This window comes from Streptomyces sporangiiformans, from assembly GCF_005768555.2.
In the GTDB taxonomy this organism is placed as follows: domain Bacteria; phylum Actinomycetota; class Actinomycetes; order Streptomycetales; family Streptomycetaceae; genus Streptomyces; species Streptomyces sporangiiformans.
The window spans coordinates 1-14,813 of record NZ_VCHX02000324.1 but is presented as its reverse complement, the minus strand read 5'-3'; the positions used below and the strand labels follow the sequence as shown (position 1 = coordinate 14,813).

At 70.4% G+C, this 14,813-nt stretch carries 12 protein-coding genes and 1 pseudogene; 6 read left to right on the top strand and 7 right to left on the bottom strand.

All coding sequences use genetic code 11. The annotated features are described in order from the left end of the window. Positions 1 to 7: 7 nt before the first annotated feature. Entirely contained in the window at positions 8 to 1,156 is a 1,149-nt protein-coding gene (locus FGD71_RS40840) for an alpha/beta hydrolase-fold protein (RefSeq protein WP_119105630.1), read from the bottom strand. Positions 1,157 to 1,365: 209 nt separating this feature from the next. On the opposite strand from FGD71_RS40840, the gene FGD71_RS40835 reads away from it, so the two are divergent. The 5 genes from FGD71_RS40835 (at position 1,366) to FGD71_RS40815 (ending at position 5,606) form a co-directional block, all read left to right on the top strand. Further along, on the top strand, positions 1,366 to 2,676 hold the full coding sequence (locus FGD71_RS40835; RefSeq protein WP_119105629.1) for a lysine N(6)-hydroxylase/L-ornithine N(5)-oxygenase family protein: 1,311 nt from the start codon (positions 1,366 to 1,368) through the stop codon (positions 2,674 to 2,676). Positions 2,677 to 2,785: 109 nt separating this feature from the next. Next, positions 2,786 to 2,998 carry an MbtH family protein gene (locus tag FGD71_RS40830; RefSeq protein ID WP_119105628.1) on the top strand — a complete coding sequence of 71 codons (213 nt, stop codon included), beginning with the start codon at positions 2,786 to 2,788 and terminating at the stop codon, positions 2,996 to 2,998. Between the two features lie 133 nt (positions 2,999 to 3,131). After that, positions 3,132 to 4,709, top strand: a complete 1,578-nt coding sequence (locus FGD71_RS40825; RefSeq protein ID WP_119105627.1) for an amidohydrolase — start codon at positions 3,132 to 3,134, stop codon at positions 4,707 to 4,709. Next, entirely contained in the window at positions 4,706 to 4,936 is a 231-nt protein-coding gene (locus tag FGD71_RS47745) for a hypothetical protein (RefSeq protein WP_162931362.1), read from the top strand. The genes FGD71_RS40825 and FGD71_RS47745 overlap by 4 nt, the downstream gene beginning before the upstream one ends. Positions 4,937 to 5,084: 148 nt before the next feature. Then, positions 5,085 to 5,606, top strand: a complete 522-nt coding sequence (locus tag FGD71_RS40815) for a GNAT family N-acetyltransferase (RefSeq protein WP_119105625.1) — start codon at positions 5,085 to 5,087, stop codon at positions 5,604 to 5,606. A 45-nt stretch (positions 5,607 to 5,651) separates the two neighbouring features. Here FGD71_RS40815 and argB read toward each other — a convergent pair whose 3' ends face one another. The 6 genes and pseudogenes from argB to FGD71_RS40785 all read right to left on the bottom strand — a co-directional run bounded on the left by argB (position 5,652) and on the right by FGD71_RS40785 (position 12,585). Beyond that, positions 5,652 to 6,563: an acetylglutamate kinase gene (gene argB, locus FGD71_RS40810; protein WP_119105624.1), complete on the bottom strand. Its 912-nt coding sequence runs from the start codon at positions 6,561 to 6,563 to the stop codon at positions 5,652 to 5,654. Positions 6,564 to 6,598: 35 nt separating this feature from the next. Next, positions 6,599 to 6,721: pseudogene (locus tag FGD71_RS40805) on the bottom strand (N-acetyl-gamma-glutamyl-phosphate reductase); the annotation flags it as partial. Positions 6,722 to 6,775: 54 nt separating this feature from the next. Next, positions 6,776 to 7,432 carry an isochorismatase family protein gene (locus FGD71_RS40800; RefSeq protein ID WP_119105623.1) on the bottom strand — a complete coding sequence of 219 codons (657 nt, stop codon included), beginning with the start codon at positions 7,430 to 7,432 and terminating at the stop codon, positions 6,776 to 6,778. A 132-nt stretch (positions 7,433 to 7,564) separates the two neighbouring features. After that, entirely contained in the window at positions 7,565 to 9,445 is a 1,881-nt protein-coding gene (locus FGD71_RS40795; RefSeq protein WP_119105622.1) for an ABC transporter permease subunit, read from the bottom strand. A 6-nt stretch (positions 9,446 to 9,451) separates the two neighbouring features. Continuing rightward, positions 9,452 to 10,972: an ABC transporter substrate-binding protein gene (locus FGD71_RS40790; RefSeq protein WP_119105621.1), complete on the bottom strand. Its 1,521-nt coding sequence runs from the start codon at positions 10,970 to 10,972 to the stop codon at positions 9,452 to 9,454. Positions 10,973 to 11,160: 188 nt separating this feature from the next. Beyond that, entirely contained in the window at positions 11,161 to 12,585 is a 1,425-nt protein-coding gene (locus FGD71_RS40785; RefSeq protein WP_119105632.1) for a cytochrome P450, read from the bottom strand. 377 nt (positions 12,586 to 12,962) lie between these two features. On the opposite strand from FGD71_RS40785, the gene FGD71_RS40780 reads away from it, so the two are divergent. After that, positions 12,963 to 14,762 carry a trypsin-like serine protease gene (locus FGD71_RS40780; protein WP_119105620.1) on the top strand — a complete coding sequence of 600 codons (1,800 nt, stop codon included), beginning with the start codon at positions 12,963 to 12,965 and terminating at the stop codon, positions 14,760 to 14,762. The last annotated feature ends 51 nt before the right edge of the window (positions 14,763 to 14,813 follow it).

Genomic DNA, 14,813 nt, shown 5'->3' with positions numbered 1-14,813 from the left:
TGACCTGCTAACCGAGGGCCCAGGCGACATCCCTGAGCAGGGCGTGTCGCCAGCCCGCTCGGTCGTGGTCCGACGCCGAGCGCGAGACCCGTACGGTCGCACCTGCCTGTTCGGTCAGGGACTCGGCGAGTTCGCAGTGGGGCAGCATCCGTGTCTCGTGTTCCCCGGCGTCGAAGGCGACCCGTAGACCGGACAGGTCGGGGCGCTCCCGCAGGCGCGCGGCGATGGCGCCGCCGACCGGGCCGCCCAAGGGGTCCGCCAGGTCCATGGCGTCGGGTGTCCACCAGAACGACCCGGACTGGCAGGCGACGCGGGACACCAGGTCCGGGAACTCCAGTGCCGCGTACATCGCGCTCAGCCCGCCGAGGCTCTGCCCGGCGACCACCAGCCGGTCCCGGTCGGCGCGTACGCCGGTCTCCGCCACCAGCGGCAGCAGTTCGTCCCGGATCGCCTCCCACAGTTCGGGCGTGCACGCGAACTCGGCCTTCCTGTCCTTGGCCGGAAGGAAGACGAGGGTGACGGGGGGCAACTCGCCACTGGCGACAGCCGAGTCGAACGCGGTCATGGCCGGATGCAGGTACAGCCAGTCGTCCCCGTCGAGCAGCAGGACCACCGGTCCGCCGCCGCCCGCCGGGTGGACTCGTACCGTACGCCGCCCGCCGAGCCGTTCGCTTGCCCAGCGGATCCGGGTGCGGGGCAGGGGCAGGACGTCGGCGGCGTCGATGACGGGCCAGTGCGGCTGGGCCGGTGCGTCCGGGGTCGCGGCGATGGACCGGTCACCGCCCGCACCGACCGGGTTGAACGGGTCGGCGTACGCCGCGTCGCCCACGAGGAACTGGTAGGTCACCCGCAGCCGTGCGGGCATGCGCACCTCGGCGTTCCAGCAGTCGGTATCGCCCCAGCGGCGCAGGGGTACGGGCTCCGACCAGCTCTCGAAGCCGATGCTCGCCGGAGAGCCGCGCCACAGGAACAAGGTCATCCAACCGCCGTCGTCGGCGGGTACCGACGCGGGTGTCCTTGCCGTCGCCCAGAACTCGTCGGTGCCGGGTTTGCCGGGCAGTCCGAACCCGACGAAGGCGTTCTCCCTGTCGGCATCCCTGTCGGCATCCCTGTCGGCATCCCTGCCGGCCGCGCGGCCGGATACGGGATCGGTCATGGCCGACTCGCGAGGCAGCTGTCCATGGTCCGGAAGAACTCGGCTGCCGGCACAGGGGACTTGGTCGCCTGGTGACGGAACATCACCACCCGCATGAACGTCTCCTTGTGAGAGGGAAGGGGAAAGGCTAGGCTCACCTTAATTAGGCGAGCCTAACCTAATCGCGGCATTGTCTTCCATGCCCGATCCAGCTCCTGAAAGGGCCCTTCATGTCCTCTGCCGAGCACCACGTCCACGATCTCGTCGGCATCGGTTTCGGACCCTCCAACCTCGCCCTCGCGATCGCCTTGCGTGAGCATCAGACGCGGACCGGTGACCGGATCGACGCCGTGTTCCTCGAGAAGCAGCCGGCCTTCGGCTGGCACCGGGGGATGCTGCTCGAAGGCACGACCATGCAGGTGTCCTTCCTCAAGGACCTGGTCACCATGCGGAACCCGGTGAGCGAGTTCAGCTTCCTCAGCTACCTGCACGACAAGGGCCGGATGGTCGACTTCATCAACCACAAGACGATGTTTCCCTCACGCCTGGAGTTCCACGACTACCTCGAGTGGGCGGCGGCCCGATTCACCGACGAGGTGGAGTACGGCTCGGAGGTCGTCGCGGTCACCCCGGTGGTGGTGGAAGGTACCGTCGAGTTCCTCGACGTCGTCGTCCGGCAGAGTGACGGAACGGATGAACTGACCACCCGCCGTACCCGAAACCTCGTCATCGCCGCCGGCCTGGAGCCGGTGCTTCCGGAGGGGATGGTGAGCGACGAGCGGATCTGGCACAGCGAGGAGCTGCTGGACAAGCTGCCCGGGCTCGATGAGCCGCGCCGGGTCGTGGTCGTCGGCGCCGGGCAGAGCGCCGCCGAGGTGACGGACCATCTGCACAGCGCGTTCCCCGGCGCCGAGGTGTGCGCCGTCTTCGCCAAGTACGGGTACACGCCCGCGGACGACAGCTCCTTCGCCAACCGCATCTTCGACCCGTCGGCGGTCGACCACTACTTCGAGGCGCCGGACGGGGTCAAGGAGAGGCTGGACGCCTACCACGCCTCCACCAACTACTCCGTCGTGGACCTGGAAGTCATCGACGAGCTCTACCGGCGGCACTACCAGGAGAAGGTGCAGGGCCGCGAACGGCTGCGCATCTTCAACGCCTCCCGGCTCGTCGAAGTCGCCAAGGACGAGACCGGCATGCGTGCCATGGTGGAGTTCCTGCCCACCGGGAAGACCACGGCGCTGGACACCGACGTGATCGTCTACGCGACCGGTTACCGGCCCGGAGACCCGCTCACCCTGCTCGGAGCCACCGGCGAGTACTGCGACCGGCTGCCGAGCGGCAAGGTCCGGATCGACCGCACCTACCAGATCGCGACGTCCCAGGCGATGCGCTGCGGCATCTACGTCCAGGGCGCGACCGAGCACACGCACGGCCTCACCTCGACGCTGCTGTCCAACACGGCTGTCCGCGCGGGTGAGATCGTCAACTCCGTGGCGGGACGGCTGCGGAACCGCGAGTCCTACGCGTTCTCCAGCTGACCGGCTCGGTCCTTCGGGGGCCGCGCCACCCGCCACGGCGAACGACGACCTGATCCACATTCTCGACGGGGCTGTCACCGGCCCCGTCGGCTTCGAGGAGACACTGAACATGAGCACCAACCCTTTCGACGACGCCGAAGGCCGTTTCCTGGTCCTGGTGAACGACGAGGGCCAGCACTCACTCTGGCCGTCCTTCGCAGAGGTGCCCGGCGGGTGGACGACCGTCTTCGACGAGAACACCCGAGAGGCATGCCTGGACTTCATCGAGGCCCACTGGACCGATCTGCGCCCCCGATCCCTCGCGGCGTCCATGGAAGTCTGACCCTTCACAGCGAACCGGTGCCCGCAGCCCCCCAACGGCCCGCGACCGAGGACGCGGCCGATCCGCCCGCGACCGGGACGCGGCCGATCGGCCCGCGACCGTGCCGGCCGAACACCCCGAGAGGACACCGCTGATGCTCTGCGCCAGACTGACGAACGCGCGCTTCCTCACCATGAACCCGGAGCATCCCGTCGCCCACGACCTGGGCATCTGGCGGGGCCGGATCGTCGGCCTGGACGAGGCCGTGACCTCCCTGCCCGCACGCGAGGTGATCGACCTGCAGGGCGCCACCGTGCTGCCCGGGTTCATCGACGCCCATGTGCACCTGGCCTGGACCGGGTTCAAGGAGAACACCCCGAGCATCGCGGGCTGCACGCGGATCGACGACGTGCTCGCGATCGTTGAGGAAGCCGTCACCCGGAAGGGCTCGCCCGGCGCCTGGGTGAGCATCGCCGGCTACGACCAGCGGGCCCTGGGCCGTCACCTGACGGCCGCCGAACTGGACCAGGTCAGCCACGGGCACAAGGTGTTCATGCTGCACGACTCCGGGCACGGCTGCGTCGTCAACACCGCCGTTCTCGACCTGCTTCCCGCAGACATCCCGCACGAGAGCGGCTTCCTCGCCGAGGGCGCCATGGGAGCCGCCCGCGCGCTGCGTCTGCCGTACTCCCAGCAGGAGCTGGCCGAGGCGATCGGGCGCGCCGCCCGGACCTGCCTGGCGGAGGGCGTCACCGCCTGCGCCGAGGCGGGTATCGGCGGCACCCTCTTCGGCCACAGCCCCGTCGAGTTGGGTGCCTATCAACTCGCCCGCGAGGAAGGCCTGTTGCCGCTGCGTGTGCAGCTCATGGTGTCCGCGGACCGGCTGCGCCCGGTCGCCGCGCACGAGGCCGACGGCATTCCCCGGGCCCTCGACCTCGGCCTGCGCACCGGGTTCGGCGACGACTGGCTCTCCGCGGGCGCACTGAAGATCTACACGGACGGCGGCATGATGGCCCGGACCGCCGCGCTCAGCAGCCCGTACGAACAGCTGGACCACATGGGCCAGTTGCAGGAAGACCCGGAGGTGCTCGCGGACACGATCGTGGACGGCCACCTCGCCGGGTGGCAGCTCGCCGTCCACGCGATCGGCGACCGCGCGGCCGACGTCGCCCTGGACGCCCTGGAACGGGCCCAGCGCCTCCGGCCGCGCCCCGGGGCCCGGCACCGCATCGAGCACGCCGGCCTGATCCGCCCCGACCAGCTCCCGCGCTTCGCGCAACTCGGCCTCAGCGCGGTCGTCCAGCCCAACTTCCTGCGCTACTTCGGCGACGACTACGCGGCGATCATGGGCGAGGAACGGGCCCCGTGGCTCTACCGCGGCAGGGCGTTCCTGGACCACGGCATCACGCTGGTGGGCAGCTCCGACCGTCCCGTCACGGACGGATCCCCGCTGCGGGCCGTCCAGTTCATGGTCGAGCGCGCCTCCGAATCCGGCCAGGTGATCGGCCCGGACGAGGGCGTCACCGTCGACGAGGCCCTGCGTGCCTACACCGTCGCCGGCGCATTCGCCTGCCACTGGGAGGACAGCCTGGGAAGCCTCACCCCGGGCAAGCTCGCCGATCTGGTCGTGCTCGGCGACGACCCCCGGCGCGTCGATACGTCGCGCATCGGAGACATCGAGGTGGTGGCGACCTACGTAGACGGCCGCGAGACCGGGAAGTCGGCGTCGTGAGCGGGAAGACAGCGGTGGTGGAGAGCCACGCGCACCTCTGGCAGGACGACGTGTTCCGGCATCGCTGGGTCATCTGGAACACGGCCGGGGAGACCTTGGTCTTCGACAGGCAGGCCAACTGCCCCGTGGACATCGGCGACGAGACGGTCCTGCCCGAGGTGCTGCGCAGGATGCGCGAGGCGGGCGTACCCGAGACCGACGACTACCCGGGCCGCCCGTGCGCTTAGGGCCTGTCGTTTGAATCACGCCTGGGCCGCGGGGCTCGGCACGCACATCTGCGGCGTTGTCGTCGGTTGCCAACGCTCCGCGTTGTCGCAAGGCCCTCAGGGGCCCGGTGAACCCGTACTCCGACTGTGAAACCGAGGAAGGAAAGCCTTGATCACGGCTACGCCGCGCCCTGCTCCGCTGCCGCATGCGCTCCTCGCGCCGACACCCTGCGTGCGCACCGCCCGGCGGGAGGACGCCGCCGCACTCGCCGAGTTGTCCCGGCCCTTCGTGCGCTCGGGGGCACTGCGGGAGCGGCCAGCCTCGCTCTACGCCACCCACGCGGCCGACTTCCTCGTGACTCAGGCCCCCGACGGCACCCTCGAAGGCTGCGTGGGGCTGCGCCTGCACTCGGCCGACCTGGAGGAGGGTCGCGGACCAGCAGGCGTGGTGTACAACTTCTGCGTGGCCGGGCACAGGCAGGGAAGCGGAGTGGGAGCCTCGCTGCTGCGCGGCGTGCTGGCCAGGGCGCGCGCCCGGTCGCTCGGTGCCCTGTTCACGGCGACGACCGGCGGTGGCGGCCTGTTCCTCCGGTACGGGTTCGCGCCCACGACCGCGCACCTGGCGCCTGAGTCCTGGGCGGAGTCCCTGGACCCACGGCGCAACGCGCGGATTCTCGCGAGGATCCTGTGACCGCCGGCTTGTCCCACACCGTGCTGCCCTCGCCCTGAATCCGCGTCAGGGCCGGGGTGCGCCGGAGTAGTCCGGGCTGTTGTCAGGAACCACGGTGGTGCCGGGGCCGGTCTCGCCGAGGACACCTCGCAGCACCGCGTGCGGCACGCGGCCGTCGAGCACATGTGCCCTGCGCACGCCGCCGCGGACGGCACGCAGACAGCCCTCCATCTTCGGCAGCATCCCGCTCGCCAGCCCCGGCAGCAGTGCGTCCAGTGCGTCCGCCGTCAAGCGCTCGATCACCTCGGTGCTGTGCGGCCAGTTGGCGTACAGCCCCTCCACGTCGGTGAGCATCACCAGCCGCTCGGCGTCGAGGGCCACGGCCAGGGCCGACGCCGCGAGATCGGCGTTGACGTTGTAGACCCGCCCGTCCTCACCGCGTGCCACGGGGGAGACCACCGGGATGTGCCCCTGATCCAGGAGCGTGCGCACCATGCCCGGGTTCACGTCCACGATGTCGCCGACGAGACCGATGTCCACCGGCCGGCCGTCCACCCAGGCCGGCCGCCGCACGGCGGTCATCGTGTGCGCGTCCTCGCCCGTCATGCCGACGGCGAAGGGCCCGTGGGTGTTGATGTGGCCGACCAGCTCCCGCTGGACCCGGCCGGTCAGCACCATGCGCACCACCTCCATGGTCTCCGGCGTGGTCACCCGCAGGCCCGCCTCGAAGCGGGTCTCCAGGCCGAGGCGGTCGAGCATCGCGCTGATCTGCGGCCCGCCCCCGTGTACGACGACCGGACGCAGGCCCGCGTGCCACAGCTCCACGACGTCCTGGGCGAACGTGCGCTGCAGGCTCGCGTCCACCATCGCGTTGCCGCCGTACTTGACGACGACCGCGCTGCCCCGCAGTTCTTCCGGCCAGAGAAGTGACCCGGTGGACGGATCCGCGTCCGCGCGCTCGGTGACGATTGGTCTCATGTCTGCTCCCGCCCCGTTCATGAGCTGTACGGCCCCCGCCCCGGGATGTTGTGCGCGGTCACCGCGCCGATCTCCACCTCCGGATGCGACAGCGGCAGGCGGAGGATCTCCCTACCGGCACAGCCACTGGCTCCGGCCACCGCGGCCCGTACGGTCATGTTCTCCGTCTCTCGTCGTATCCGTGTGTCGGCCCGATGCCGCCCGTGACGTGGTCACGCGTTCTTCGGCTCCCTCCGCAGGAGGAGGCCGCGCAGCAGACCGTCCGTCATGCAGACCACTCCGCTGCGTGCGGCCCACCGAAGTGCCAAGGTGTGCTCCTCGGCGGAGAAGTCGGCCACCGCGTCGGCGACGACGAACGGCTGGATGTCGTTCATGAAGGCGTCCGCCGCTGTCAGCAGGACGCCGAGGTGCGCGTACACACCGCAGATGATCAGCTGGTCGCGGCCCTTCGAACGCAGCAGCCTGCCGAGATGGCTGCGCAGGAAGGCGTTGTGGCGGACGTTCGCCAGTAGATGCTCGCCGGGGCGAGGTGTGAGGGGTGCGACGATCGCGGCGGCATCCGGCTCGTCCCCGATGCCAGGACCCCACATGTCGGCGACGAGCCCGCGCTGTCCTGGCGGCTGTCCGGCCGGCTCCGCACTGAACACGACTGGCATGTCCAGCGTCCCCGCGAGTTCCCGGAGCGCCGCGATGTTGTCGACGAGTTCCACCACAGGGGAACGCCCCGCCGGGAACGCGCCGACGAAGTGGTTCTGCATGTCGTGGACCAGCAGCGCGGCGCGTACCGGATCGATCCTCCAGGAGACATGCGACCGGGGGAGGGCGGAGCGGTCCGGCATCGGGTAGCCGTCGATGGCGGGCAAGCCCATGGGTGATTTCCCTCCCCTGATGACGCACACACCGCTGGGTTCAAGCTGCCAAGATTTTTCTTAGCTTAGCCTAACCTAAATAGCGGCGATCCTGGTGTGGATCGGTCTGTCTCTCGGGGGGTTGCGCCGAGGTCAACTGCGCGCCCTGCGGAGGGAGTTGTCGACCGAGGAGGGGCGCCGTGCCCCGTCCGCCTCGGCCTGGCGCTGGACAGGAACGGAGCTCTTGGGTGACTCGGCACCGTTCTTCCCGGCCTTGCGTCGGGGTCGTCCCGATCCCGGTGATGTGGTGGACACGGCGAGAACGGAGAGCAGCACGAGGGCGCAGGCGGGTCCGAGGACGGTCCATGGGGCCAGTTCCACGTACGGCTGGTTCTCCGACAGCAGGCGGCCCCACTCCGGAGTGGGTGGTTGTTCGCCGAGACCGAGGAAGCCGAGGGAGGCCAGTACGAGGACCGTGATGGGCAGCCGTAGAAGGGCGTTGCGCAGCACGGCGGGCAGGACGGCCGGCGCGTAGTGGTGGCGCAGCAGATAGGACGGGCCCGCGCCGAAGGAGAGCGACGCGAGCATGTATCCGCTGGCCCGTTCCTGGGCGACCAGCGCGGCGGTCTGGGCGGCGTAGGGGGTCCAGCCGACCGCGCACACCGCGCACGCCGCGCCCCAGACCGATGGGCCGGTGACCGCGGTCGTCAGCAACCCGGCGAGCACGGCCGGGAGAGTCGAGACCACTTCGGTCAGGCCCGTGCCCACCCGACCGGCCATGCCGAGCAGCAGCCCGGCGAGGGTACTGACCGCCGTCACCGCGAGGGCCACGCCGGTGGTGCGCAGGGCACCGTGGCCGAGACGGGCCAGCAGGTCGCGGCCGAGCGAGTCCGTGCCCAAGGGGTGACCGGGCGAGGGCGGGAGCAGTCGGGCTGCCGGGGCCACCTGCGAGGGGTCACGCAGCAGCCCCGCGATGACGAGCGTGAGCAGCAAGGCGGCGCAGCAGCCGGTGATCCAGTGCCGGGAACGTGCTCGCGGGAGGGCCGGCCGGGGCAGAGGGAGCAGGGCGCCGTCGCGCAGGGCGGGGCCGAGCAGTGCGCGGCACAGGGCCTGGACGAGGAGGCCCGCGGTGACGCCGAGCAGAATGAGGAGCAGTGTCACGGTCTGCAGCGGCGGCAGGTCCTGGGCCATGGCGGCGTCCAGGGCGAGCCGGCCGAGTCCCGGGATGTTGAAGATCTTCTCCACGGCGACCGCGCCGCCGACCAGGCTCACGACGGTCGGCAGGAGTTGGGGGAGCACGCCGGGCAGCGCACGGCGCAGCGCGGTACGGGAGATGAAGCCGGGCGAGAATCCGAAGGCCTGAGCCGTGCGCGCCCACGGCTCGCCGAAGGCGGCGGGCAACGACTGTTCGAGCAGGCCGCCGATCATCGCTCCGGACGGCACACCGAGGGCAAGTGCGGGGAGCACCATAGACCGCGGTCCCTCCCAGCCACTGGAGGGAAACCAGCCCAGCGACACACCGCACACCGTCGCGAGCAGGGAGGCAAGCAGGAACTTCGGCAGTGAGGCGGGCACGGCGGCCCCGATACCCGTCCCCGCTCGCCGCAGCCGCCGCCGGGATCCGAGGTACAGGGTGCGGCCGCACACCAGCGCCGCCACCGCGACGGTGACCACGAGCGCGCCGAGCATCATCGTGACCGAGACCGCGAACGCGGTCGTCACCTGCGGCAGGACCGGTTCACCCGACACCCACGAGGTGCCCGCGTCTCCTCGCGCCAGTCCGCTCAGCCATTGCACCAGATGAACGAAGGGACCTTCGTCCAGGCCCAGTTGCTCGCGTATGGAGGACAGCTGAGCGGGCGTCGGGTCCTGATCGGCGGAGCGAGCTCTGAGGACCGTCAGCGCGGGATCGGTACCGGACAGCCAGGGGAGCATGGCGACGGCGGTCAGGAGCGCGGCCGCTGCGACGACGCGGCCGGCCCCGGTTCGCCATGGGAACGGGCGGGTTCCGGCTCCCGCCGACATGACGCTCATACGGCGCTACTTCAGGTGTGTGTCGACGTCGACGAGAGAGCGCTCGCGGGGGTCGAGGAGTACGCCCTCGACATCGCTGGCGATGCCCTGCACGACCTTCTCGTGGACGAGCGGCACAACGGCGTCGGTGCGCAGGATCGCCGCCTCGGCCCGCATGATCTTCTGCTGCCGTGCCGCGGTGTCGTCTTCCTCGGCGGCTGCCCTGATGGCCTGGTCGACCTTGGAGTCCTTCAGGCCCGCGATGTTGTAGACCCCGTCGCTGGTGTAGTCGCTGGCGAGGTAGGCGACCGCGTCGCCGGTGTCCAGAAGGGTCACCCGGGAGAAGACGAGAGCGTCGTACTTGCCCGCGATGAGGTCGGCCTCCATCTGCGTGTACTCGCGCACGTCCTGTTTCACCGTGAACCCGGCCTTCTCCAGCTGCTGCTGCAGCACGGTCGCGGCTTCGGGCAGTTCGGCGCGGTTGGTGTAGGTGGCCAGGCGCAGGGTCTTGCCCTTGGACTTGGACTTCACTTCTGCGGTGGTCGCCGCCGCGGCGCGGCCGGTCACCTCGACACGCCTGTCGGCCGTCCAGGGGACAGCGGGCCCGAGCAGGCCCTGCGCGGGGTCGGCGTACCCGCCGAAGACCGAGTCGACGAGGGCGGAGCCGTCCACGGCCTCGCGGGCGGCGGCGCGCAGCGCGGCGTCGGTGAAGAGGCCGCTCCTGGTGTTGAGGACGAGGCTGTCGGTCCGTACGGAGGGCACGTCGTGACGGGTGTCGGCATCCAGCAGCTTCGCCTGGGCGGTGGGTATCCACTCGGCGATGTCGACGTCGCCGCCGCGCAGGGCGTTGGCGCGGGCGGTGCCGTCGGCGATCCAGGTCGCGTCGACGCCGGAGGCCTTGGCCTTGCCGCCCCAGTGGTCGTCGAAGCGGTCGAGCCTGGCCTTGCTCTTCCCGGTGAGCTTCGTGATCTCGAAGGGACCGGTTCCGGTACCGATCGGACTGACGGTGCCGTCCTTCGCGTACGCCTTGGAGGAGAAGATGCCGAGCGCGGGGCTGGCGAGCCGCAGCGGGAGGACCGGGTCGGCGGTCTTGGTGGTGATGGTGACGGTGTCAGCGTCGTCGGCCTTCGCGGTAAGTGTCATGTCGCTGAGGACACGGGGCTTGGGCTTGGCCGCACCCGCGTGGTCGAGCGCGTTGACGACGGACTCGGCGGTGACCGGGGTGCCGTCCTGGAAGGTGGCCTTGCGCAGCTCGAAGGTCCAGGTGGTGGGGTTCTTCTGCGTCCAGGATCTCGCCAGCGTGGGCGCGGCGTTCCCCTTCTCGTTCAGCGCCGTGAGGCCCTCGGCCACGGAGAGCTTGCTCAGCACGGTGGCGTCATTGCTGTACGGGGACAGGGACTGCACCGGCGGCACCGCGAGGGCGATCCGCAAACGGCCGTCCGACCCCGCCTTTGAATCCTTGGAGTCGGCCTCGCCCGACACGAAACAGCCGGCCAGCAGCGGGGTGAGAGCGAGCGCCGCGAAGAGACCGCGGGAGGTCGTGCGCATGGGGGTCCTGTCGTACGGGGAGGGAACAGTGGAGCCCCGGCACACCGGATACGGCGACGAGGACCGCGTCAGCTTATAAGGTAAGCCTTACCGACCCATGCCCGGGTCGCCCGCAGGCGGGGTTGCCGCCCGCAGGCGTGGCCGGGGTTCGTGGAATGCAGCAGGGAGCTGCGGTGAATTCCCGTCGGTCAGCGGCCCGCGCGGATCAGGCCCGTCAGGTAGCGCCACAGCGATGAGCGCTGCCGGGCGGAGGGATCCGGCACCACCATGCCGGCCGACTGTGGCTCAGGGAGGCCGGCCGCCGGCTGTTCGGGCGCCGAGGCGAGTTCGTACCGCACGGGCAGCGAGCGCAGTCCGCGCATGAACGGGGAGGAGCGCCACGGCAGTTGGTCGGCCGGGAGCGCGAGGTCCAGATGGGAGAACCGCTCGAACAGCCGGCCCACGCCCACCGCCGCGACCGTCGAAGCGAGTTCGCGTGCCGGGCACTGGCGGCGGCCCGCACCCCAGGACAGGTGCGCCCGGGTACTGATCGTGGTGCTCCGCGCCACGGGGTCGGCGAAGAGCGGGTCGGCGTGTGCGGCGGCGGAGGACACCCACACCGGGTCGCCCGCGTGGATCGTGTAGTTCCCGAGCGGAGTGTCCCGGGCCGCGAAGCGCGGCACGAAGTTCACCAGGGGCGGCTTGCGCATGACCACCCGGTTCATGGTCTCCCTGACCATCCCGGCGGAGAGGCTGGCACGCACGGCGCCCTCACCCGAGATGACCTCGACCACGGTGTTGGAGATGAGGATGCCGACATGGTCGGACGTCATGCCGAGCAGCATGAACAGCTCGCGGGCCAGCTCGTCGAGCGAGAGATCCGGGTGCGCCGCCAGCAGGTAGGAGGGGAAGTCGTCCCCCGGATCGGCCGACTTCACCGCCGCCAGCTCCGCCAGCGTCGCCAGCAACCGCTCCAGGGCGGCTCCCGCGTCCGGACCCGCGTCCAGCACCCGCCACATGTCCATCAGTGCGTCGTCGCCCTGCGAGCCGGGGAAGCCGAGCAGGTGACTGGCCACCATCAGCGGCAGCGGCCGGGAGAACTGGGCGGACAGGTCCGCCACGCCCGTGCCGCCGCCCTGTCCCACCAGGGTGATCAGCTCGTCGGCGTAGGCGGTGACGGCCGTCTTCAGCCGCTTCGCCTGAGGGTGGCGAGGGTCCTGGAACGGTTTGAGGGCCGCATCCCACGCGGCCCGCAACGGCCCGTATCCGGAACCGCCCTGGATCAGCACATGGTTGACCTCCAGGGACGGCCCGAGCGGCCAGTCGGCCGGCACCCTGCCCTCCGAGCGGGCCCGCCAGTTCTCCAGCCCCTTCGGCCACCCGTCGTCGTCCTGGAGCACCTGGAGAGCCTCGCGGTAGCCCAGCACCAGCCAGGCGGGTACACCGAGCAGATCGACCGGTGCCACCGGGCCGTAACGCTGCCTCAGCCGCTCATACACGAGCGAGGGGCGCGTCTCGTAGTCCCGGGTCAGCAGCGGCTCCGGAGTCATCGCCTCCAGCCCGGTGTCGTCCCCAGCGCCGTCCCCGGCGTGGTCCAGGTTCACGGACCCGCCGTCGCCCAGGTGGGATTCCATCGCCTTGTCCCCCTCCGACACTCCCCGCACCGGCTCACTACCGGTCGGTAGTCACGAATCCGTGGGGACCCTACCTCAGGCCGCGATCACGGACGGACAGGGGGCGTCCAGTGGCCAAGTGGGCTGAGGCCAGGCGGCCCAGGGCGGTTCCGAGCAGGCTCCGGGCCGGTCCCGAGCAGGCTCCGGGCCGCGGTCGAGGTGACGGACAGAAGTTACGGACAGAAGTGACGAGGGTGGCCCAATGGGGTGTTCGGGACGGGTGTACGATCACGCCCTCACTCTTCGGCCGAAAACCGTCTTGATTCCTGTGCTCGCAGCCGTCAAGAGCTCTTCGGCTCGGAACTCTGTCTCTCAGGGGGACTTCCGTGGAAACACCCATGGCCGAGGGCGGCCGTCACAGACGCAGGATCCGTGTCGCGCTGCCCCTCTCCGCCGCCGCGCTCGCCGCCGCCGTGGCCGGAGCACTGCTGATGTCGTCCGCTGACGCCGCCACCCCGCTGCCGACGCCGACGGTCAAACCGGGAACCAGCTCTCCCACGCTCTCCGAGTTGGAGCAGCGGATCGCCGGAGCCCTCGCCGGTGACGACACCGCGGGCGAGACGACGTCCAAGTCGAGCTTCGCCGCGGACACCACGGGATCCACCGTCGACGCGAAGATCATCGGCGGCACGGAGACCACGCTCACCTCGGCCCCGTGGATGGCCCAGCTCTGGTACCACGACGACGAGGGCACCACGGACGAGAGCGACGACCTCGGCTTCTTCTGCGGCGGCGCCGTGGTGTCGCCGACGAAGATCCTCACCGCCGCACACTGCGTCAAGGGCTACGACTGGCACGCCAACGGCGCCGTCGTCACCGGCACTTCGCAGCTGCCGACCACCGACGACGCGGGCAGCACCGATCTGCACGGCGGCACCGTCTCCGGCGTCTGGCGGCAGTGGAACCACTCCTCGTTCAGTACGACGACCGTCGACAACGACATCGCCGTCCTGACCCTGCCGGCCCCGATCACGGCCCAGCCGATCCGGATGACGACGTCGAACGACACGGCGTCGTACGCGGCCGGAACCAGCGCCAAGGTCTACGGCTGGGGTCGCACCAGCTCCACCAGCCAGAACCTCTCCCAGACGCTGAAGACGGCCACGCTGCCGATCCAGTCCGACACCACGTGCGCCACCGCGTTCGGCACGGACTTCATCAAGGGGCACATGGTCTGCGCGGGCAACCCCGCGGGCGGCACCGATGACACCACCGTCTCGCCGTGCAACGGCGACTCCGGCGGCCCGCTCGTCGTGAACAACCGCATCGTGGGCATCGTCTCCTGGGGAGTCCTGGACTGCGTGGCGCAGGGCTCGTACGGCGTCTACTCCAAGGTCAGCAGCTACGTCGGCGCCGCGTACCCACGCGTCGACGACACCAACCTGAGCGGTGACCACAGGGCCGACCTGTTCCTGCGCCGCGACTCCGACAACACGGGCTTCGAACTCGACTCCAAGGGCACCACGTTCGCCTCGCGCATCTCCTGGGGCAACTGGGCCGGGGTCAACCTGATCCTGCAGACCGACCTCAACCGGGACGGCTACCAGGACTTCGTGGTGCGCAGGAGCGCCGACGGCGCCGTCTTCTGGACGCACTACGTCACCGCCACCGGCCAGTGGGCCACGCAGCAGATCTTCGACAACTGGAAGACCCGCACGCGCACCGTGGCGCCGGGCGATGTCACCGGTGACGCCCTGCCCGACCTGCTGTCCGTCGACTCCGGCGGCTACCTGTGGATCTACCCGGGCAAGGGCAACGGCTCCTTCTCGACCCGCGTCAAGGTCGGTTCGGGCTGGAACCAGTACAACTCCCTGCGCGGACACGGCGACTTCACCGGTGACGGCAAGGCCGACCTGATCGCGCGCAGCAAGAGCACCTCGTACGTCTATCTGTACAAGGGCACCGGCAAGGCGGGCACCGGAGCCTTCTCCAGCCGCATCAAGGTGCGCACCTGGAGCGGCTACAACGCCTTCGACGCCCCCGGCGACGTGACCGGCGACGGCAGGGCGGACTTCATGGCCCGCACCCCCGGCGGCACGCTCTACCTGTACCCGGGCACCGGAAAGGCCACCAGCGAGCTCTTCGCCACCCGCGTGACGATCGGCACGGGATACCAGCAGTACGACATCTTCGCCTGACACGGCGGTCGATGGACAGACCGACGGCCCGCCTCCGCACGCGCGGAGGCG

Bases quoted from the DNA above. Each gene is read 5' to 3' on its own strand.
- FGD71_RS40840 (WP_119105630.1), bottom strand. From the start codon at position 1,156: ATGACCGATCCCGTATCCGGCCGCGCGGCCGGCAGGGATGCCGACAGG.
- FGD71_RS40835 (WP_119105629.1), top strand. From the start codon at position 1,366: ATGTCCTCTGCCGAGCACCACGTCCACGATCTCGTCGGCATCGGTTTC.
- FGD71_RS40830 (WP_119105628.1), top strand. From the start codon at position 2,786: ATGAGCACCAACCCTTTCGACGACGCCGAAGGCCGTTTCCTGGTCCTG.
- FGD71_RS40825 (WP_119105627.1), top strand. From the start codon at position 3,132: ATGCTCTGCGCCAGACTGACGAACGCGCGCTTCCTCACCATGAACCCG.
- argB (WP_119105624.1), bottom strand. From the start codon at position 6,563: ATGAGACCAATCGTCACCGAGCGCGCGGACGCGGATCCGTCCACCGGG.
- FGD71_RS40800 (WP_119105623.1), bottom strand. From the start codon at position 7,432: ATGGGCTTGCCCGCCATCGACGGCTACCCGATGCCGGACCGCTCCGCC.
- FGD71_RS40795 (WP_119105622.1), bottom strand. From the start codon at position 9,445: ATGAGCGTCATGTCGGCGGGAGCCGGAACCCGCCCGTTCCCATGGCGA.
- FGD71_RS40790 (WP_119105621.1), bottom strand. From the start codon at position 10,972: ATGCGCACGACCTCCCGCGGTCTCTTCGCGGCGCTCGCTCTCACCCCG.
- FGD71_RS40785 (WP_119105632.1), bottom strand. From the start codon at position 12,585: ATGGAATCCCACCTGGGCGACGGCGGGTCCGTGAACCTGGACCACGCC.
- FGD71_RS40780 (WP_119105620.1), top strand. From the start codon at position 12,963: ATGGCCGAGGGCGGCCGTCACAGACGCAGGATCCGTGTCGCGCTGCCC.